Origin of the sequence: Algoriphagus taiwanensis, from assembly GCF_036245645.1 — a bacterium.
GTDB classification, from domain to species: domain Bacteria; phylum Bacteroidota; class Bacteroidia; order Cytophagales; family Cyclobacteriaceae; genus Algoriphagus; species Algoriphagus taiwanensis.
Genome location: NZ_BTPE01000015.1, coordinates 39,092 through 59,988, shown reverse-complemented (window position 1 = coordinate 59,988; position 20,897 = coordinate 39,092). Strand labels below are relative to the sequence as shown.

General features: G+C 44.0%; 18 protein-coding genes. 8 read left to right on the top strand and 10 right to left on the bottom strand.

Annotated features, from left to right (window positions below; genetic code table 11):
* Positions 1-57: 57 nt before the first annotated feature.
* The 7 genes from leuD to ilvD form a co-directional block, all read right to left on the bottom strand.
* Complete coding sequence (gene leuD, locus AAA938_RS17530) at positions 58-648, bottom strand: 3-isopropylmalate dehydratase small subunit (protein ID WP_338230060.1); 591 nt, start codon at positions 646-648, stop codon at positions 58-60.
* 139 nt (positions 649-787) lie between these two features.
* Positions 788-2,194, bottom strand: coding sequence for a 3-isopropylmalate dehydratase large subunit (leuC, locus tag AAA938_RS17525; RefSeq protein WP_338230059.1), 1,407 nt, complete (start codon positions 2,192-2,194; stop codon positions 788-790).
* 2 nt (positions 2,195-2,196) lie between these two features.
* Positions 2,197-3,705, bottom strand: coding sequence for a 2-isopropylmalate synthase (locus AAA938_RS17520; protein ID WP_338230058.1), 1,509 nt, complete (start codon positions 3,703-3,705; stop codon positions 2,197-2,199).
* 20 nt (positions 3,706-3,725) lie between these two features.
* Positions 3,726-4,769: a ketol-acid reductoisomerase gene (ilvC, locus tag AAA938_RS17515; RefSeq protein ID WP_338230057.1), complete on the bottom strand. Its 1,044-nt coding sequence runs from the start codon at positions 4,767-4,769 to the stop codon at positions 3,726-3,728.
* A gap of 134 nt (positions 4,770-4,903) precedes the next feature.
* On the bottom strand, positions 4,904-5,404 hold the full coding sequence (ilvN, locus tag AAA938_RS17510; protein WP_338230056.1) for an acetolactate synthase small subunit: 501 nt from the start codon (positions 5,402-5,404) through the stop codon (positions 4,904-4,906).
* Positions 5,405-5,414: 10 nt separating this feature from the next.
* Positions 5,415-7,106 (bottom strand): biosynthetic-type acetolactate synthase large subunit, encoded by a 1,692-nt coding sequence (gene ilvB / locus AAA938_RS17505; protein WP_338230055.1) that lies wholly within the window; start codon positions 7,104-7,106, stop codon positions 5,415-5,417.
* A gap of 5 nt (positions 7,107-7,111) precedes the next feature.
* Positions 7,112-8,800: a dihydroxy-acid dehydratase gene (ilvD, locus tag AAA938_RS17500; RefSeq protein ID WP_338230054.1), complete on the bottom strand. Its 1,689-nt coding sequence runs from the start codon at positions 8,798-8,800 to the stop codon at positions 7,112-7,114.
* 527 nt (positions 8,801-9,327) lie between these two features.
* Here ilvD and ispE point away from each other — a divergent pair.
* Genes ispE through AAA938_RS17485 form a run of 3 tightly spaced genes read left to right on the top strand, consistent with a single transcriptional unit; the run spans position 9,328 to position 10,742 of the window.
* Entirely contained in the window at positions 9,328-10,134 is an 807-nt protein-coding gene (ispE, locus tag AAA938_RS17495) for a 4-(cytidine 5'-diphospho)-2-C-methyl-D-erythritol kinase (protein ID WP_338230053.1), read from the top strand.
* Positions 10,135-10,180: 46 nt separating this feature from the next.
* A complete protein-coding gene (locus AAA938_RS17490; protein ID WP_338230052.1) occupies positions 10,181-10,423 on the top strand; it encodes a ribbon-helix-helix domain-containing protein in 243 nt (80 codons plus the stop codon).
* Positions 10,410-10,742 (top strand): type II toxin-antitoxin system PemK/MazF family toxin, encoded by a 333-nt coding sequence (locus AAA938_RS17485; RefSeq protein ID WP_338230051.1) that lies wholly within the window; start codon positions 10,410-10,412, stop codon positions 10,740-10,742. Before AAA938_RS17490 ends, AAA938_RS17485 begins: the two co-directional genes overlap by 14 nt.
* Before the next feature lie 4 nt (positions 10,743-10,746).
* On the opposite strand, the gene AAA938_RS17480 is transcribed toward AAA938_RS17485, so the two are convergent.
* From AAA938_RS17480 to tgt, 3 genes are read right to left on the bottom strand one after another with little or no spacing between them, the layout of a single operon-like run.
* Positions 10,747-11,661 (bottom strand): DMT family transporter, encoded by a 915-nt coding sequence (locus tag AAA938_RS17480; protein WP_338230050.1) that lies wholly within the window; start codon positions 11,659-11,661, stop codon positions 10,747-10,749.
* Entirely contained in the window at positions 11,662-12,735 is a 1,074-nt protein-coding gene (locus tag AAA938_RS17475; RefSeq protein ID WP_338230049.1) for an LptF/LptG family permease, read from the bottom strand.
* A gap of 3 nt (positions 12,736-12,738) precedes the next feature.
* Complete coding sequence (gene tgt / locus AAA938_RS17470; protein WP_338230048.1) at positions 12,739-13,869, bottom strand: tRNA guanosine(34) transglycosylase Tgt; 1,131 nt, start codon at positions 13,867-13,869, stop codon at positions 12,739-12,741.
* A 122-nt stretch (positions 13,870-13,991) separates the two neighbouring features.
* On the opposite strand from tgt, the gene AAA938_RS17465 reads away from it, so the two are divergent.
* From AAA938_RS17465 to AAA938_RS17445, 5 genes are all read left to right on the top strand, one after another.
* Entirely contained in the window at positions 13,992-15,131 is a 1,140-nt protein-coding gene (locus AAA938_RS17465) for a glycosyltransferase (protein WP_338230047.1), read from the top strand.
* On the top strand, positions 15,122-15,733 hold the full coding sequence (locus tag AAA938_RS17460) for a sigma-70 family RNA polymerase sigma factor (RefSeq protein ID WP_338222001.1): 612 nt from the start codon (positions 15,122-15,124) through the stop codon (positions 15,731-15,733). The genes AAA938_RS17465 and AAA938_RS17460 overlap by 10 nt, the downstream gene beginning before the upstream one ends.
* On the top strand, positions 15,733-16,377 hold the full coding sequence (rsmG, locus tag AAA938_RS17455) for a 16S rRNA (guanine(527)-N(7))-methyltransferase RsmG (protein WP_338230046.1): 645 nt from the start codon (positions 15,733-15,735) through the stop codon (positions 16,375-16,377). The genes AAA938_RS17460 and rsmG overlap by 1 nt, the downstream gene beginning before the upstream one ends.
* A gap of 767 nt (positions 16,378-17,144) precedes the next feature.
* Positions 17,145-19,958 (top strand): outer membrane beta-barrel protein, encoded by a 2,814-nt coding sequence (locus tag AAA938_RS17450; protein WP_338230045.1) that lies wholly within the window; start codon positions 17,145-17,147, stop codon positions 19,956-19,958.
* Between the two features lie 28 nt (positions 19,959-19,986).
* Positions 19,987-20,730, top strand: a complete 744-nt coding sequence (locus tag AAA938_RS17445) for a GLPGLI family protein (RefSeq protein WP_338230044.1) — start codon at positions 19,987-19,989, stop codon at positions 20,728-20,730.
* Positions 20,731-20,897: the final 167 nt, after the last annotated feature.

Here is a 20,897-nt window from a genome sequence, read left to right as displayed (position 1 = left end):
GGTTCAGAACCCTTGGAGGGTTGGGCTGCATGATTTCTATTTGCCTCCATTTTTTCTTTATCTGGATGCCGCAAAAGACTCGATTTCGGTAGACATGTTTAGCAAGTAATCGATGTCATCAAATCCATTCTGCATGTTTCCTTTCTTGTATTCGTTGATATCGAAAGTCTCCGACTCACCGGTGGAAAGCAAAGTGATTTTTTGTGCAGGCAGATTGACCTCGATTTCGGTTTTAGGATCAGCCTCAATGGCTGCGAATAATTTATCCGCGAACTCAGGAGAAACAGTCACAGGAAGCACGCCGATATTGAGGCAGTTGTTTTTGAAGATATCTGCGAAAAAGCTGGAAACCACACAGCGGAATCCATAATCGTAAATCGCCCAAACGGCATGTTCCCGGCTGGAACCTGAACCGAAGTTCTTACCAGCTACCAGAATTTTACCAGAGTAGGTTGGATTATTTAGGACAAAATCCTTCTTCGGATTTCCCTCTACATCGTATCTCCAGTCCCGGAAAAGGTTGTCTCCAAAGCCCTCCCGCTCAGTAGCTTTCAGGAATCGGGCAGGGATGATTTGGTCAGTATCCACGTTTTCGGTAGGAAGCGGGACTGCCGTATCTCGGAGTATGGTGAATTTATCGTAAGCCATGTTTTTTCAGATTGGAAGATTGGAAAACTGGAAAATTGAAAGATTAGCTAGCCCCCAACGATCAATTAAGATTTTATTGATTCCTGAGTTGCCAAGCACTATTCAATCATCCCATTTCAGCCTTCTGATTTCAGATTTCTTAATTGTTGAATACTTCCCTTGGGTCGGTGATTCGTCCGGTGACGGCAACTGCTGCCACGGTCAAAGGAGAAGCCAGCATGGTTCTCGCTCCGGGACCCTGACGGCCTTCGAAGTTTCGATTGGAAGTAGAAACCGCATATTTCCCGGCAGGAATCTTGTCGTCATTCATAGCCAGACATGCGGAACAGCCTGGCTGTCGTAGTTCGAAGCCAGCCTCTTCCAAGATTTTTACCAAACCTTCTTCATGGGCCAGTTTTTCCACTTCTCTGGAACCCGGCACAATCCAGGCGGTGATGTTGTCTGCCTTTTTCTTGCCTTTGACAAAGTTGGCAACAGCTCGGATGTCTTCGATTCGGCCATTGGTACATGATCCCACGAATACGTAGTCCACTTGCTTTCCCTTGACAGGTTCGCCCGGCTGGAAGCCCATGTATTCCAAGGATTTCAAATAGGAAGTTTTGTTGGAGCCTTCCATTCCTTCGGTAGTTGGAATGTTTTCCACCACCTTGATACCCATTCCGGGATTGGTACCGTAAGTGATCATCGGCTCGATATCCGCTGCATCAAAGACCAGTTCTTTGTCGAAAACAGCTCCCTCGTCGGTTTTAAGTGTTTTCCAATAAGCCACTGCTTTATCCCAATCTGCACCATGTGGTGCGTATTGTTTTCCATTAAGGAAAGTAAAAGTCGTTTCGTCAGGAGCAATCAACCCTCCACGAGCACCCATTTCGATGGACATGTTGCAGATGGTCATTCGGGCTTCCATGGACAGATTTCGGATCGCCGAACCCGCATATTCCACGAAATAGCCCGTAGCACCCGCTGCAGAAATTTTGGAAATGATGTATAGAATGATGTCTTTGGAAGTCACGCCTTTTCCAAGCTCTCCTTCTACGGAAATCCGCATTTTCTTGGGTTTGGATTGCATAATGCATTGGGTGGCAAGAACCATTTCCACCTCAGAAGTACCGATACCAAAGGCAATCGCCCCGAAAGCTCCATGGGTAGAGGTATGTGAATCCCCACAAACGATCGTCATTCCCGGTTGGGTCACCCCCAATTCAGGACCGATCACGTGAACGATTCCATGATGAGCCGAGCCCAAGTCATGCAATTCGATCCCGTACTTTTTACAGTTTTCTCGAAGCTTTTCCACCTGCATTCGGGAAAGCTTGTCCTTGATCGTTTGATCCTGATCGACCGTAGGCACGTTGTGGTCAGGGGTGGCGATCGTACGGTGAGGATATTTCACGCCGATGCCTCTTTTCTCCAAATTGAGAAAAGCGACAGGGGAAGTCACTTCATGGATAAAATGCTTATCGATGAAGAATACATCCGGTCCTGCGGGAACAGATTTCACGACATGTGAATCCCAGATTTTATCAAATAATGTTGTCTTTTCCATAATTAAGCAGTCGCGTATTCTTTGACTGGTATTTTGTTGAGTGCATCGACAAAGGCTTGAGCAGAAGCCAAGACAATGTCTTGATTGGAAGCAAAGCCGTAATAAGGTTTTTCGGATTTGATTAGGCGCATGTGGACTTTGGCCACATCATCTGAACCGTGAGTAATTGCCTGAATAAGAAATTCTTCCAAATCCACCTGAGGTTTTACGATTTTCTCAATGGCTTTCAATACGGCGTCTACAGGGCCCACTCCAGAAGAAGAGGCCACGTGTTTTTCATTACCGATTTTCAGGTGAACTTCTGCCTTTACCGAACCATTCGAGGAATAACTCACATTCTCCAATTCAATAAAGTTGGACTCGTCCATGTACTTTCCAACAAGCTCCAAGAGGTCTTTTCTACCAATATCTCGCTTGGAATCAGCCAAAACCAAGAATGCTTCATAGACCTCTCTCAGCTCTTCTCCTTCCAGCTCGACTCCCAAAGCATCCAAATGATGCTTCAAAGCAGCCCTTCCAGACCGAGCAGTCAAAACGATGGATGATTCCTCCACCCCAACTTCTTTCGGGTCGATGATTTCGTAGTTCTCTCGGTGCTTGAGTACCCCATCTTGGTGAATTCCGGAAGAGTGCGCAAAGGCATTTCTACCAACGATTGCCTTGTTGGGCTGCACCGGCATATTCATCAGCTTGGACACCAAGCGGCTGGTCTGGTAAATCTTCTGAGTAACAATGTCCGTGTGAACTGGAATGGATTTATGGCATTTGATAGCCATGACCACTTCTTCCATCGAAGTATTTCCTGCCCGTTCACCGATTCCGTTGATAGTCACTTCGACCTGACGGGCTCCGTTTTGAACTCCGGCCACGGTATTGGCAGTCGCCATACCGAGGTCATTGTGGCAGTGGGTCGCAATGATTGCCTTATCAATGTTCGGCACATTATTTTTCAAGCCTGCAATGATGGCACCGTACTGTTCGGGAAGAGTATACCCCGTCGTATCCGGAATATTGACTACTGTAGCTCCGGCTTTGATTACTTCCTCGATGATTTTGAAGAGAAAGTCCGGCTCAGAGCGCCCGGCATCCTCGGCATAAAACTCCACATCTTCCACAAAACGCTTGGCGAACTTCACCGCCGCCACACCCCGACGGATGATTTCATCAGGAGTAGAGCGCAGCTTGTACTGGATGTGATAAGGAGACACTCCAATTCCCGTATGGATTCGGCCTTTTTTGGCATACTTGAGTGCCGCGGCGGCTACTTCGATGTCCTTTTCTACAGCTCGGGAAAGGGCACAAATGATTGGATTGGAAACGGCTTTTGAAATCTCCTGCACGGAATTGAAATCTCCCGGACTGGAAATCGGAAATCCCGCCTCGATAATATCCACGCCAAGCTCTTCCAGAGCCTTGGCCACAATGATCTTTTCCTGGGTATTGAGCTGGCACCCGGGCACTTGCTCCCCGTCACGCAGGGTCGTATCGAATATCCACAGCTTGTCACTCATAATCTTTCGGGTTTGGGTTTTTAATTATTCTCTGGTCTCAACTGACGGACGACCGCTCCGGCCTGCCACATTTCAGACTCACGTAATTCTTTCAATTCAGCCTCCAGCTTTTCTCTGTAATCGGCTTTGGAGTTGGAATCGATGGATTTCTGGGCTTCCTTACCTGTCTTTACTGAATCATAAAGCGCCTCGAAAACCGGCTTGGTCGCATCACGGAAAGGCTTCCACCAGTCCAAAGCTCCCCGCTGAGCGGTAGTGGAACAGTTGGCGTACATCCAGTCCATACCATTTTCAGCTACTAAAGGCATCAAGGATTGAGTCAGTTCTTCCACGGTCTCATTAAATGCTTCAGATGGGGTATGTCCATTGGCTCTCAACACTTCGTACTGTGCAGCAAAAATTCCCTGAATGGCTCCCATCAATGTTCCTCTCTCACCAGTAAGGTCAGAAGTCACTTCACGATAAAAATCCGTTTCAAACAAGTATCCTGATCCTACGCCAATACCCAAGGCTACTACGCGGTCTTTTGCTTTGCCCGTGGCATCCTGGTAAATCGCATAAGATGAGTTCAATCCTCTGCCCTCCACAAACATTCTTCTCAATGAAGTACCGGATCCTTTTGGTGCCACCAAGATCACATCCACATCAGCAGGAGGAATAATTCCTGTTTTCTCCTTATAGGTCACTCCAAAACCATGAGAAAAATAAAGTGCTTTTCCCGGAGTCAGGTGTTTTTTTACGGTTGGCCAAAGAGCAATCTGACCTGCATCAGAAAGAAGGAATTGAATGATAGTTCCTTTTTCACAGGCTTCTTCAATTTCAAATAGAGTCTCACCGGGAACCCAACCATCTGCAATGGCTTTGTCCCAAGTTTTGGAGCCGCTTCTTTGGCCCACAATTACGTTGAATCCGTTGTCCTTCAGGTTTAGTGCCTGACCTGGACCCTGTACACCGTAGCCGATGACTGCGATTACTTCATCTTTGAGAACTTCTCTGGCTTTTTCCAAAGGGAATTCTTCTCGGGTTACTACGTTTTCTTCAACGTTTCCAAATTTCAATTTCATAAGTGTATGGTTTGATTTTAAAGGCTATATGGAATCTCACCTAGTTTTAAATCAATCTAGCGATTGAAGTAGATCGACAGGCTCAATTTCACAGTCTTGGATTTATTTACAATTTGATATTCAATAGGTTATACTTATTTCAATAGCGTATCTATAGTTAGCATTCTCCTGGCCACTGCTACTCTTCCTGATCGGGCAAACTCCAGCAAACCATAGCTTTTCAGGATTTCCAAGAGTTCTTGGGTTTGCTCCTTGTGTCCGGTGAGTTCGAGAACGACAAACTCCGGCTCTGCTGCAATGATTTTGGCATTGTGCTGACGGATGATTTTCTCTAAACCTGAATCCAATCGGGTAACCGGTATTTTGTAAAGAGCAATCTCCTGATAGACCACCCCGGAGTCTTCATGATAAAAGGCCTTGATCACATCGATGATTTTTTCGATCTGATTGACCAGATGAATCACGGTTTCCTCACTTACAGTCACTTCTATAGTAATCCGGTGAATTCCGGAAATCCGGCTTTCCGAAGCTGTCAAAGCATCAATATTGATTCCCCTTCGGGTGAAAATGATCGTGATTCGGTTGAGTATCCCGATGAAATTCTCTGTGATGACGAAAATGGTATAGCGTTTCATAGCGAGGGGATTAGCTGAGTCTGACCTCTTCTACCGAGCATCCGGTAGCGATCATCGGAAATACGTTATCTTCTTTTTCCACAACCACTTCAAGGAAATAAGGACCATCGTGAATCAGCATATCCTCAATTGCTTCTTTGAGATCTCCTCGCTCCACTACTTTTTGAGCCTTGATTCCGTAGGCCTCCGAAAGCTTCACAAAGTCAGGATTGTCCAATTCAGTGAAGGAGTACCGCTTATCGAAAAACATCTGCTGCCACTGACGGACCATTCCGAGGTAGTTGTTATTGAGCAAAACGATCTTCACAGGAGCTTTGGTCTGCTTGATTGTTCCCAATTCCTGAATGGTCATCTGAATACCTCCATCACCTGCTACACAGATTACTTGGCGGGAATAATCATGAAGCTGCGCCCCCAAGGCGGCAGGCAGTGCAAATCCCATGGTACCCAATCCTCCTGAGGTGACTTGAGTTCTCGGTTTTTTGTAATTGAAATATCTCCAGGCAATCATCTGATGCTGTCCCACATCGGTGACCAAAACGGCATCATCTGCCTTGTATTGGTTAATCTGATGGATTACCTCACCCATAGTCAATCCTGTTTTGGTAGGAGTCAGGTCATGCTGGACTACGGAAGATTTTTCCAATTGCTCCAATTCACGGAATTTGGCCATCCAATCTCCATGCTTTTTTGCCTGAATAGAATCAGTCAGCATAGCCAAACTCTCCCTGCAATCCCCCTGCACAGCCACAGTAGCTTTTACATTCTTGTTGATTTCTGCAGGGTCAAGTTCCAAATGAATCACTTTGGCCTGCTTGGCATAGCGCTTCAAATCTCCTGTGACCCGGTCATCGAAGCGCATCCCGACAGCTATCAATACGTCACATTGATTGGTCAATAGGTTGGGCGCATAATTGCCATGCATCCCCAACTTCCCAACGAAATTCGGGTGCTCCTCTGAAAGTGCTCCTGAACCCAAAAGAGTCGAGGCGGCCGGGATTCCTGATTTGTCCAAGAAAAACTTCAATTCTGCCTCTGCTTTACCCAAAACCACTCCCTGACCAAAAAGCAAATAGGGTCTTTCAGCTTGATTGATCAAATCTGCAGCCTGCTGAATGGATGAAAGGTCAACAGGATGATGAGTCTTATAGGATCTAAACCCGAGGCAAGGCGTATAGTTGAATTCCCCAAAGTCTACTTGGGCATTTTTGGTGATGTCAATCAAAACCGGACCGGGTCTTCCAGATCGAGCGATGTAGAAGCCTTTGGCAATGGCAGGAGCAATGTCTTCCACTCTTCTTACCTGAATATTCCATTTGGTGCCCGGCATAGAAATCCCGACTACATCCGTCTCCTGGAAAGCATCAGTTCCCAAAAGGTGAGCAGCAACCTGACCTGTGATGCACACAAGCGGCGTACTGTCAATCTGTGCATCGGCGAGTCCAGTAATCAAATTAGTAGCACCCGGGCCTGAGGTGGCAAGGCAGACACCAACTTTTCCAGATACTCTTGCATACCCCTGGGCTGCATGAATTGCTCCCTGCTCATGACGGGTCAAGACGTGCTTGATCTGATCATGATAATCATACAGAGCATCATAAACCGGCATGATAGCTCCACCGGGATATCCAAAAATCAGCTCAGCTTGCTCGGCAATCAATGAGCGTACTACAATGTCCGCACCTCTTATCAAGTCCTTCATAGGCTTTAGAATTTGTCGGTAACGCAACCCTCGGAAGCGGTTGCTACGAGTTTATTGTATTTTTTGAGGGTTCCCTGAAGTCCGTCGATGGGCTTGGGAGACCATGTTTTCTTTCTTTCTGCAAATTCTGCATCGCTTACTTCCACGGACAAGGATTGATTGTCCGTGTCAATGGTGACCAAATCCCCATCCCTGAGCAAACCAATTGGTCCACCGCACCAGGCTTCCGGAGTGACATGCCCCACTACAAAGCCGTGAGTACCTCCTGAAAATCTACCATCGGTAATCAGAGCTACATCTGCACCCAATCCTGCTCCGATAATCATGGAGGTAGGCTTGAGCATTTCCGGCATTCCGGGAGCTCCTTTTGGCCCTACATTTCGAATGACAACCACATCGCCTGCTTTGACCACATGATCCCGAATCGCATTATTTGCTTCCAATTCGGAATCAAACACTTTGGCCGGCCCGGTAAATAATCGGCCTTCTTTCCCGGTAATTTTGGCCACAGCTCCCTCTGGAGCCAGATTACCTGAAAGGATGCAAAGGTGTCCTGTCTCCTTGATAGGAGATTCTACCGGATGGATGACATTGACCTTGGAGGGGACAATCGCATCTACTTTTTCCAGATTTTCTGCCAAAGTCTTTCCGGTGACAGTCATGCAATCCCCATGGAGGAATCCTTTGTCCAGGAAATACTTCATGAAGGCAGGCAATCCTCCCTGCTCGTGCAGGTCTTCCATCAAAAATTTACCGGAAGGCTTGAAGTCTCCGATCAGGGGAGTTTTTGCATTCAAGTCTTTGAAATCCTGAAGAGTGAAATCCACTCCGGCAGTCCGGGCAATAGCCAAGGTATGAAGGACTGCATTGGTGCTACCTCCTAAAGCAATGACCACTCGAACGGCATTTTCAATGCTTTTTCGGGTGATGATATCTTTAGGCTTCAGGTCTTTTTCCAAAAGGATTTGGATGTATTTATTGACCTCTCTGCATTCTCTCAGCTTTTCCGGAGAGTTGGCAGGATAAGATGCGGAATAAGGCAAGGACATCCCCATGGCTTCAATTGCAGAAGACATGGTATTGGCAGTATACATCCCTCCGCAGGCCCCGGCACCGGGACAAGCGTTTCGGATGACTCCATCGTAATCCTCATCGGATATCGTACCTTGAATCCTCTTTCCAAAGGCCTCAAAAGCGGAAACGATATTCAACTTTTCTCCTTTGTATAGTCCTGAGGCAATTGTGCCTCCGTAGACCATGATTGCGGGTCGATTGATTCGGAGCATTCCGATAATCGCACCGGGCATATTCTTATCACAACCAGCTACAGCGACGCAAGCATCAAAAGAATGTCCTAGAATAAATGATTCTATCGAGTCTGCTATGATTTCTCTGGAAACCAAGGAATAGCGCATCCCCAAAGTGCCCATAGACGTACCGTCGGATATACCAATGGTATTAAAAACCAAACCGGTCAGATCGTATTCCTGCGAGGAGGACTTGATCAGACCGGCGAAGTCATTGAGGTGCATGTTGCAGGGGTTACTCTCGTATCCGCAGCTCGCTATCCCTACAAAGGGCTGCTTCATTTTTTTATCTGACAATCCCGTAGCATACAACATGGCCTTGCCTGCCGGATGCTCGTCATTGTCACTGATTTCCCAACTGTACTTTTTCAGGCGGTTCTGGGTCATAGGTTTGAGTAATAAAAAAGTGCCTCATTGGCGTGAGGCACTTTAGATTTTATATGCTGTATTAGATATGGTCTAGTGCCTCACTTCGAAAATCCGATGAGAATAATAAAGCTTAGCAGGACGACCAGTGGGTACATAGTTTTTTTGTTGAGTGAATGCTTCTGTTGAGAATCACGCAACAATATTAAAACCCATTTCCCAGACTTACAATATTTAATTCTTTCCAAATCGATATATGCAAGATTAAAAGATATTCAATTTGATTTTTTTCAAAATTTAATTCCATTATTTGACAAATTTCAAAACCTATATTTTTGAAATACAAGGAAAAGCGTACGAATCCAAAATTTTGTTCCGATTTATAGTTTTGATAAAATCCAGAAAAATATTTTCCTTTTATTTAATTCAAATTTTGCTAGGGTTAAATATTTTTCAAAATATCTTGAAATTTTTAACGATTATTCAATTACTCTCAAGAATCAACTGCTCCTGAGCTTTTCGATTAAATTTGCCTCAAAGCTTATCTCATGATCACTTTCCCCAACGCAAAAATCAATTTGGGTCTTCATATCACAGCCAGAAGGAAAGATGGCTACCACGACATCGAAACCTGCATGGTACCTATTCCCCTTTGTGATGCTTTGGAAATGGTTTTGGACAAAAAGCCAAGTTGGAACTCCTCGGGACTTTCCATACCCGGAGACCCAAAGGACAACCTCATTCTCAAAGCCGAAAAACTATTAAGAAAAGACTTCCCGGGACTACCGCCCCTTAAAATCCATCTGCACAAGCACATTCCTATGGGCGCTGGACTTGGAGGAGGGTCGGCAGATGGTGCTTTTGCTCTTCAGCTGATGAACAATCTCTTTGACCTCCATTTGGATAATTTCTTTCTGGAGGAATATGCAGCGCAGTTGGGAAGTGACTGCCCTTTTTTCATAGAAAACACGCCAAAAATCGCCCGAGGCCGGGGAGAAATCCTGGAGCCTATCGATCTTTCCCTGAAAGGCCGCCATTTGGTTCTCATCAATCCCGGTATCCATGTGGGGACCAAAGAAGCCTATGCCGGTGTGACTCCTGCAGCCCCAAAAGTTAAACTTGAAGAAGTCTTGGCCGACCAAAGTAGATGGAAAGCGGAACTGGTCAATGACTTTGAAGCCAGCATTTTCAAAAACCATCCTGAAATCGCCGAGATTAAAGAGAAAATGTATGAAGCCGGAGCTTTTTACGCAGCCATGTCCGGTTCAGGCTCCAGCGTCTTTGGTCTGTTTGAGGAAAAGCCAGATAATCTAAGTTTAAAATCAGACTACTTTATTTTCGAAAGCGTATTGTAATGCCTTGATTTACAATTTATATTTACAAATCGTAAATATAAATTATATGGCAACTTTTACCAGTACACTTCCTGATGAACTTCTTCAAAAGCTCGCAACCTATGCGGAAAAGCTTGCCATGCCCAAAAACAAATTGATTGAAAATGCCCTCAGTCTCTATTTGGAACATCTAAAACGCGCCGAATACATCAAATCCTACAAATTAGCGGCTCAGGATGACGATGTGATTCTTTTGGCTGAAGAAGGGATGGGAGAATATCTGAAGCAAATCGAAGATGAGACAAGGTGAAATCTGGATTTCAGACCTCAATCCTGTAACTGGTTCTGAACAAGCCGGCAGAAGACCTGTCGTCATTTTGAGCGGTAATCTGATGAATGACTATTTGCAAGTGGTCATCACAGCCCCTTTGACTTCTCAAATCAAGAATTACAAAGGAAACCCAATCCTGGAACCTTCAGCTGAAAATGGCTTAAAACAAAAGTCTGAGTTGATGATCTTCCATATTCGCTCCCTTTCCAAGCAAAGGTTGATCGAGAGACTTGGCAAAATTTCACAAGAGCAACTGGATCTAGCACTTGAGACATTGAAAGACTTGACTACCCTGTAGCAATTCAACCTAAGGTCCTAACAGCTTTCCTCCGCTTATTCCAATAATTCAATACCGGATAAATCAGCACCGAAATCAGAATAATCAGCGTTCCCAAATAAAACTGGGGAGTCATTTTTTCACTTTCTCCAAAAACCAGCACAGCCAAAAGTATTCCGTAAACCGGCTCCAAATTGATAGTCAGGTTAATTGAGAAAACCGGCAATCGCTTCATCAAGTCCACAGAAACCGAAAAGGCATAAACGGTACAAATTCCTCCCAAAATCAACAGCCAAAACCAGTCTAGGCCTTTCCAAGCCCACTGAATTGGAGCACCATCCATTAAAAAGGCAGAATAAAGCGGCATAAAGAGCAGGGCAAATAAGCTTGCAGCCCCCATTTCATAGAGGGTGATTTGGTAAGGTGTATGCTTTTGCGTCAGCCTGCCATTAAGAACGGAAAAAAGAGCCGCCAGAAATGCTGAAACCAAAGCCATGGTCAAGCCCAGCCAATACCCGGTCTCAAACTGAAAGATGACCAGCAATCCGGAAATAACAAGCAGCCCCAAAGCCACTTCATACCATTTCACTCGGGTTCGGTTGATCAGAGGATCTACAAAAGCTGTCCAAAGTGAGGTAGTGGCCATTCCTGCCAGGCAAACAGAGGCAGTGGAAACCTTGGCCGACCAAAAGAATAAAATCCAATGCAGGGAAATTATAGCCCCAACACCGGTAATTTTCAGTAGTTCAGGAGTCGTGACCCACATGGGCTTTTTCCTGAAAACCATGATCAAAGCCACTCCAACTGTAGCAAGGAGAGTTCGATAAAACACCAATTCCAAAGAAGGCAGGCTGATCAGCAAACCCAAAATCGCCGTAAATCCCCAAATAAGCACAATAAAGTGCAGCATCAGGTAGTCTTTCAGATTGGACTGATTCATTTAGCGGGGAACTGTTTTATAAAGTACCAGGCCAGTCACAGCAAAAATGATATTGGGTAGCCAGACGGCAAAAATGGGATATTGGGCTCCGTTTTCAGCGAAGGTTCTGGATAGGATAAAGAGAAGTATATATATAAAAGCCAAAAGAAAGCCCATGGCTATCTGAAAACCCGAGCCACCCCGAGTTTTGCGGGCCGACATGATAACCCCGATGAAAGTCAAAATCAAGGCCGCAAACGGAGACATAAACCGTACATAACGCTCGATTCGGTAATAGCTGACATTGTCCGCACCCCGATCTTCAAGAATTTTGATCTGCTGAGTCAATTCAGGCAATTTGAGCGTTTCGTGGTGGTTTTCCGGCAAATCAAAGTCTGCGGGAGTTATGGAAAGCACCGTATCCAGCTGTTCGCCCACAGTATAGTCCTCCCCATCCGGCCGGAGTTTTCGAAGCCTCCAATTCATTACCTTCCAGGCATTGGTTGTGGTATCCCAAAGAATCCGGTCTGCAGAAAGCTTGGAAATCAACTCTCCGTCCCGGATTTCCTCTAAAGTAAAATTATAGCCTGTATTTCCTGTGCGATAAAACCTACTCAGGTAGGCGTAGGTATCAGGACCTACTTTGACATGAATATTGGGATCTGTGGATGCCCGCCCTTTATCCAGATATTTTATTCTAAACTCCGTCACTCCTGCTGTGGCTCCCGGAAGGATCCATCCATTCAAAACAAAGCTGATCGCTCCGATCATCACCGCTGCAGAAAGAAAAGGAACCAAAAGCCGAACAAAACTCACTCCTGAGCTCAAAATGGCAATGATTTCGGTTCGCCCGGCCATTTTGGAAGTGATAAAAATAACCGCGATAAAGACGGTAATCGGTGTCAGGAGATTATTCAAATACAGGCCATAATTGCCCATGTACCGAAGTATCTCACCCGAAGGAACTTCATTTCGGATATAGGTATCGTTTTTCTCGGTGAAGTCCAAGACCAAAACAATAAGGATCAACATGACCACCACAAAAAAGTAGGTCTTCAGAAATTCCTTAATGATCAGCCAGTCCAGTATTTTCATGATTTACAATCTCGTGCTTACTTTTTTCACCATCTGATCCTTCCAAACGGCAAAATCTCCGGCAAGGATATGCTCTCTAGCCTGTCCGACAAGCCAGAGATAGAAAGCTAAATTATGAATACTGGCTATTTGAGCTGCCAAAATTTCCTTAGAAATAGTTAAATGCCTCAAATAGGCTTTGGAGTAGAAGGTACTGGCATAGTTGCCAATTGCCGGGTCAATGGAAGAAAAATCATCCTTCCACTTTTCATTTCGGATATTGATTATTCCCTCAGAAGTGAAAAGCATGCCATTCCGGGCGTTTCTTGTCGGCATCACACAGTCAAACATATCCACTCCCAAGGCAATGCATTCCAGAATATTGGCTGGCGTCCCTACTCCCATGAGATATCGCGGTTTATCCCGAGGCAAAATAGCTGTCACTTCCTCAGTCATCTCGTACATCATCTCTGCCGGTTCGCCGACAGAAAGCCCACCAATAGCGTTCCCCTCCCGGTTTCTGGAAGCGATGAATTCCGCACTTTGCTTTCGAAGATCTTTGTAAACCGAACCCTGCACGATCGGAAAAAGCGTTTGGCTGTAGCCATATTTCCCTTCCGTAGAGTCAAATCGATTAATGCAGCGATCCAGCCAGCGATGGGTCATTTCCATGGAATTTCGGGCATAGCCATATTCGCAGGGATAAGGCGTACATTCGTCAAAGGCCATAATGATATCCGCCCCGATGCTTCGCTGAATGTCCATAACTCCCTCAGGAGAAAAAACATGCTTCGACCCATCGATATGAGATTTGAAGGTGACTCCTTCTTCTTTGATCTTTCGGGTACCCGCAAGCGAAAAGACCTGATAGCCTCCCGAATCTGTCAAAATCGGCCGATCCCAACCATTGAATTGGTGAAGTCCACCGGCTTTTTCCAAAATATCTAAGCCTGGCCGGAGATACAAATGGTAGGTGTTTCCCAAAATAATCTGAGCCTGAATGTCTTCCTTTAACTCCCGCTGATGAACCGCTTTGACCGTTCCTGCCGTTCCCACAGGCATAAAAATCGGGGTTTGGATCGTGCCATGGTCAGTTTGGATTTGGCCGGCACGGGCTTGGGATTGGGAGTCTGTTTTCTCTAAAGTAAACTTCATGCGGTAGAAATTTTCCGAAAATACCTCGGTTTTTACCAAAGGGTTTGGGCTTGCAAAAATATCCACTTATTCCTAAATGACTTGCTGAAATAGATTTTATATTTGCCCAGCAAAATCGACCTATGGGCCTATTTTTACTTTGGTTTCTCTTTGGCATTGGTATTCTTATTCAGGCAGTTTATCTCCTGTTGATATTTGGTAGGACCGCTTGGTCCAAGACTCCATCTTCTTCCAGTTCTGCTTCAGAATCTGCAGAAGGAGTCACTGTCTTGATATCCGCACACAACGAATACCACAACCTGAAGAAGCTGATTCCCATGCTTTTTGAACAGGAATACCCCAAGTACGATGTCATGATCGTGAACGATCGAAGTACAGATCGAACCAAACGACTTTTGGAAGAAATGATGGCTGAATATCCACGCCTCAGATCCGTTACTGTCAAATACACACCCAATCACGTCACTTCCAAAAAATATGCATTGACCTTGGGTATCAAAGTGGCGAAGTACGACGTCATCCTTTTGACTGACGCAGATTGTATGCCTTCCTCCCCTCAATGGATAGAAAAAATGACTGCTCCGGTACGAGAGGAAGGAAAAACCTTTGCTTTGGGATTTTCGGGCTATGAATCCAAAAAAGGCATGCTGAATGCTTGGATCCAGTTTGAAACCTTACTGACTGGCTTGCTTTACCTTTCTTTTGGGTTGTGGAAAGCCCCTTTCATGGGTGTTGGAAGAAACTTGTGCTACCGCAAGAGCTTCTTCATGGATGTAAAAGCATTTAAAGGAATCTGGCATTTGGAAGGTGGGGATGACGACTTGTTTGTCAATGCCTACGCTACTGGAAAAAATACCGGATTGGTCATTGACCCGGAAGCTTCGACCCTTTCCTTGCCAAAAGAAACCTGGAAGGAATATCTGATTCAAAAGAAGCGTCATCTCCATGCAGGAAAATACCTCAGAGGAGAAGACAAGCGAAAAATAGGACTTTACTCTTTTTCCCATGCATTATTCTGGATTGGTGGCCTGGGCTTATTGATCTATTTGGGAGTTTTCAAGCAATGGGAACAATTTTTGGTCGTTTTCAGTATTATCACCATGAGGGTTATTTTGGTTTGGAGTATTTTCCGCTCCGCTTCCAAAAGAATCCAAGGCAAGGTAAAGGTATCCCAAACCCTGATTCATGATTTGTTTTACCTCGCATACTTCTGGGTTTTGGGCACAGTTTCCTACCAGGCAAAAGACATCAAATGGAAATAAACGAACGAGGTTTTTCAAACAAAGCGCTTCAGGATTTTGATCTGATTGACAAAGCGGTCATTGAAAAGGACCAAACAGCCTATGCTACCCTGATGAAGCGGTATAAAAAGGCCGTTTATTTCATGATTCTCAAAATGATCCGGGATGCGGATGATGCGGAGGACTTGACCATGGAAGCCTTCGCCAAGGCCTTCAGAAATCTTCACCGATTCAAAAAAGATTACACGTTTTCTACTTGGCTTTTCCGAATAGCTACCAACAATACCATTGACTTTATCCGAAAGAAAAAGCTCAAAACCATGAGCTTGAACAATACGCTATCGGATGACAGCGGCAACTCGGTCAATATCGATGTGGAAGATGACGACAACAATCCTCAGGATGAATTCATCAGATCCCAACGTATTGAGATGGTGAGGATTTTCGTGGATAAACTTCCTGCCAAATACAGAAAGCTTGTTCAACTGCGCTATTTCGATGAACTCTCCTACGAGGAGATTGCCCAAGAATTGGAAAAACCCCTCGGAACTGTAAAAGCCCAGCTTCACCGCTCTCGGGAGTTGCTGTACGAAATCGCCTCCGGCAAAGAAAAACACATCTGATGAACTCCGGCACCCAGCTGATTCTTTCCTACTTTCCTGACCTCACCGAGAAGCAAATCGAGCAATTTGACCGCTTGCAAGAGCTCTATGAAGACTGGAATGCCAAAATCAACGTGATCAGCCGCAAGGATATGGATCAGTTTTATGTCCATCACGTGCTGCATTCCTTGGGTATTGCCAAAGTCATGCGCTTTCAGCAGGGTACCAAAGTACTCGACATTGGTACTGGGGGTGGTTTCCCGGGGATTCCGATGGCCATTCTTTTTCCCGATACCCACTTCCATTTGGTTGATTCGATTGGAAAAAAGATCACCGTGGTCAAGGAAGTCGCCAAAGCACTCAAATTAAGCAATGTCGAAGCCCAGCAGGCTAGAGCCGAGACTTTGGTGCGGAAATATGACTTTGTGATCAGCCGGGCTGTGACTCGAATGATTAATTTTTATCCTTGGGTGAAAGGGAAAATCAAAAAAGAAGACTTCAACGAGTTTCCCAATGGCATTCTTTATCTCAAAGGTGGTGATGTGGATGAAGAAATGGAAGAAACAGGCAAGTCTTATGTTACCTATCATCTGAGCGACTACTTCAAGGAAGATTTTTTTGAGACCAAAAAGGTCGTCTATATGCCTTGGGAAGATAAGAGGTAATTTATTTAAACGTTTTTTAAACTGAAGTATAGTATTTCGTGACAACTGCCTACTAAAAGAGGCATATTTTCATGAATAACCTAGAATTCCTTTTCTCTATTAGCAGTTTGGCGCAAAATTTTTCTATGTATTTCTTAATTGAAGCTAATCGATAATGATTTCTTTATTGGTTTTCCTCCTTTTCTTTACCGGATGATTCATTTGGGAGAAAATTTCTTGGTTGAACATTCGATTTATCAATCTTTGGTCTTCGGACAACTTACTCTAAAATGATGAATATTAAGATTTTAATGTAAGAGAAATTCTCAAAGAAGTTAATTTTTGTATAGAGTTTGGCACCCTATTCAACCTAAATATTTCTCACCATTCGCTAACCCAATTTCGCCTCCAACATTTTTTAACAATTTTTTCGTTTTATTATTTGAAAATAATCACTGAAATTTAAGTGATAAATAACCTCTCTTAGTATTTTAGAACACTTCTTCTAAATACATGGGAGCAAAGAATCCTTAATTGGAAATGGGGCTAACCTAAAAGAAACCTTGATCTCTATCTATCTGGTAGAATGTTGGAAGAGAATTGAAGGGAACAATGATCTACAAAGGATGAAATCAATTAACTACTAATATTTTAGACAAAATCACTATTCTTCCTCTCCAAACCCGAGAAGATCAACTTCTCAGAAAAGCCTCGGCCAAAGTGATCAACTGGAAAAAATTTTAGCTGTGTGCAGGTTTCGGCGGATATTAAAAACCAAGCCTTAAAATATGAAACTTTTCTTTTCCCTCTTTTTACTGCTTGCCTCCACTTGCGCTCTGAAAGCCCAATCTAAATTAACCATTCGTGGAACGGTAAAAGACACAACAAACCTCCCTCTTGACTACACCTCGGTTTTACTCCTTAGCCCAAAAGACTCTGCTTTGGTCGCTTACACATTGACCAATAAGGATGGGGAATATATTTTCAAGAATATAGATAGGCAACCACTCTTGGTCAAGGCTACCTACATGGGCTATATTCCCTTCCAAAAAGAACTTGTTTTGCCTGAGGCAGATGAATTGCAAGTGGAAGAGATTCGCTTGATTCCCATCATGCAAGAACTATACGAAGTAGTAGTGAAAGCAGCCAAAGCGCCGCTCATGATGCGCGGGGACACACTGGAATATGATGCCAGCAAATTCAAAGTTCCTCCGGGGGCTACCTTGGAAGACCTACTCCGCAAGCTGCCCGGGATGCAAATCGATGCAGAAGGGAATATAGTTGCCCAAGGCCAACGTGTCCAGAAGGTAACCGTCGATGGAAGGCGTTTTTTTGGAGGAAATACAAAAATGGCTACCCAAAACTTGAATGCAGAGTCAATAAGTAAACTTCAGCTTTACGACGATAAGTCAGAGCAAGCCAAACTCACCGGGGTAGATGACGGGGTAAATGAAAAAACGTTGAATGTGGAGCTGAAAGAGGAAGCCAAAAAAGGAGGGTTTGGAAAAATTTCAGCGGCTGGAGGCACAGACGAAAGATGGTCTTCCAATGCCTCTTACAACAAATTTGACAACGTGAACCAATTTTCAGTCATTGGCTATGGCAATAATGTCAACCAAACCGGATTGGATTGGGATGACTTGCAGGAGTTTAGGGGAAGTGGCGCATTTCAATTTGGAGACACGGGAGATTTTGGGTTTAACAGCAGTGGAGGGAATGTAATATTTTTTTCAGGAGGAGACAGCGAAGATTCCTTCGAAATCCCCTTCAACAACCTCAGCTCAGGCTTTTCCAATAATCAAGCTTTCGGAGTCAATTTTAACCGTCTAAAAGACAAAAAAGACCTTAGCGCCAACTACTTCTACAGCCGAAGTGACCAAATTGTGGAGAGTTTCAATAGCAGAACTACTTTTCTTGAGGACAATTCATCCTTTACCTCCACCGACCGAAGTAAACAAAACAACATAGCTGGTCACCATAGGGTAAATTTTCGATTTCAAAATGAGCTTGACAGTGCCAACACCCTTACCATTAATGCAAAGGGTAGGCTGAGCACACTCACTACTTCCTTATTAAGCTTTCAGGAGGTATTATCAAATAATGTGGAGCAAGGCCAACTGGACCGTATCAACCAATCAAATAAATGGTCTGGAGCCTTCCAAGGAACTGCAATTTTCAGACATAAATTCAAAAAAAGCGGAAGAAACTTCGCAGCAAGTATAAGTAACACCTACACCAATGCAGATCAGGATGGTATCCAAAAAGCCGTAGCCGACATGATGGATTCATCGGATCCGAATTCCTTTTTCCAAAGCTTGGACCAAGTGAATGAGGCATTGAATACCTCCAACCTGTTCAAGTCCAGCTTACTTTTTGTCGAACCAATCAACAAAACCTTTTTTTGGGAAACTTTCTACAATTTCAGCCAAACCACGAGCAATACGGACCGTAAAGTTTTCGATGTAGAGTCCAGTGACATTCAAGAGCTAAATCCTGACCTAAGCCGCTTTTTTGACAATATAATTACCTACAATAGGATAGGCTCAAGTATCCGCTATGCAAACAAAGGCTCAAACCTTAGTGTGGGTTTGGCAGCGGCAAACTTTAAATTGAATGGGCTCTTTTCGGTGGTTGAAGGGAGTGAAATTCTAGGAACGGTGGACAAAAACTACCTCAATCTCACCCCGAATGTTTCCTATTACAAAACAATGAAAGGCAACAAACGCCTTAACGCAAGCTATGCCATGGGTGTTGTTCCTCCAAATATCAATGATTTACAGCCATACAAGGACATTTCTAACCCGTTGTACATTCGAGAAGGAAATCCCGATTTGCAACCTGAAGTGACCCATTCTCTAAATGCCGGATACAACATGTATGATCCTGCTACATTTATAAATCTTTATTTTTCATTGAATTCAACCTTCTACCAAAGCCAGATAGTTCAAAACCAAACGATAGACCCCGAGACCTTTGTCACTACATTTAAGTCAGGAAATGTTTCCGGTGGACAGCGGTATTTTACCTACCTAGGTTTTGGATTTCCAATTGTAAAAACTAAAATAAACGCGAACATTAATGCAAATCCATCCTATACGAAAAGCCTTGCTTTGATTAACTCCATTGAAACAGAGACAAATACCTTTAGCTATAATTTTGGAGTCAATTTAGACTTGAGCCCGACGGAATGGCTCAATTTTTACGCAGGCACCTCGTTCCGATTGAGCAAAACCAAATACGATCAGAATCCCGCTCAAAACCAGGATATTGTTAATTCGACTGCCTATACAAACATGAATATCAAGTTTCCTAAAGATTTCTACTTTGATATGAAATTTAACTATAGCCGATTTGAAAACGAAAGTTTTGGATTTAATCAGGAAGTACCCATCCTAAATGCATTTATCTATAAACTTCTCGGCGAGGCAAAAAAATGGGAAGTCAGGCTTTCTGCTTATGACATCTTCAAGCAAAATCAAACGATCAATCAATTTGCAGGTCAAAACTTCGTTTCCACAGGAAGAATTGAAACCCTATCCAGATATTTCCTACTCGGAGTGACCTACAATATGCGAGGAGTGGAAGTAAAAGATCGAAGATAATTTAACTAAGCTGTTAACTTTTACCACAATGAAATTGAAATTTCTCAAAACCCTAATTCTGATAATGATCACAACCGGACTTAGAGGTCAAAATGTTATCGGAGAGGTAGAATACCGTTACAAAATTTTTTATGACAAAATCTATTCAAGCTTGCCCTACCTCACCCAGCAAGAAAGAGACAGAATTCTCCTCACTTGGGGTAATCCAGAAGGCTACAGCACCCGAATGAAACTCCAGTTTTGGCCGGAAAAAAGCCTCTATACTTTCGGTGAGCCCTATGAAGTGCGCAGCTACTCTTGGCAGGTAGAGGACTATTTAATTGAAAATAACCTAAAAGATCAAACCTACTTGAAATACATGGACCAAATGGGCAAGACTTTTATAGTCCGGGACAGCCTGACTGCACCCAAATGGAGGGTGATGAATGAAATCCGCGATATCCTTGGACACATGTGCATGAAAGCAGTGAGTGAGGACCCCGTCAAAGGCCAAAAGATTACCGCTTGGTTCGCTTCTGATATTCCAGTACCGGTGGGTCCTGAGGAGCTTTTCGGACTACCAGGTTTAATTCTGGCTTACGACATCAATGACGGTATGCTTATCGTTGAAGCAGAGAAAATTACTTTTGGAGAGCCTAAAGAACCCATTACTCTCCCCAAAAAAATGAAAGGAAGGGAAGTCTCAGGCACCGCATATCTGGACTTAGTAAAAGACTTTATTAAGACCTCAATTGAAAGTAAGCAGGCTTGGATGTGGGAAATAAGGTATTGAGAAAGGATAAAACCCAAAAATGGATTTAAATAAATAAAAACAAGCCTATTCCCATGAGGTTTAACAAAGTCAGAACCACCTTCCAAATTCTGAATTTCACTAAGATAAGGTTTGGAGATTATTAGAATCTACCTCATGAAGCACTCAAAAAAATCTGTACAATTTCA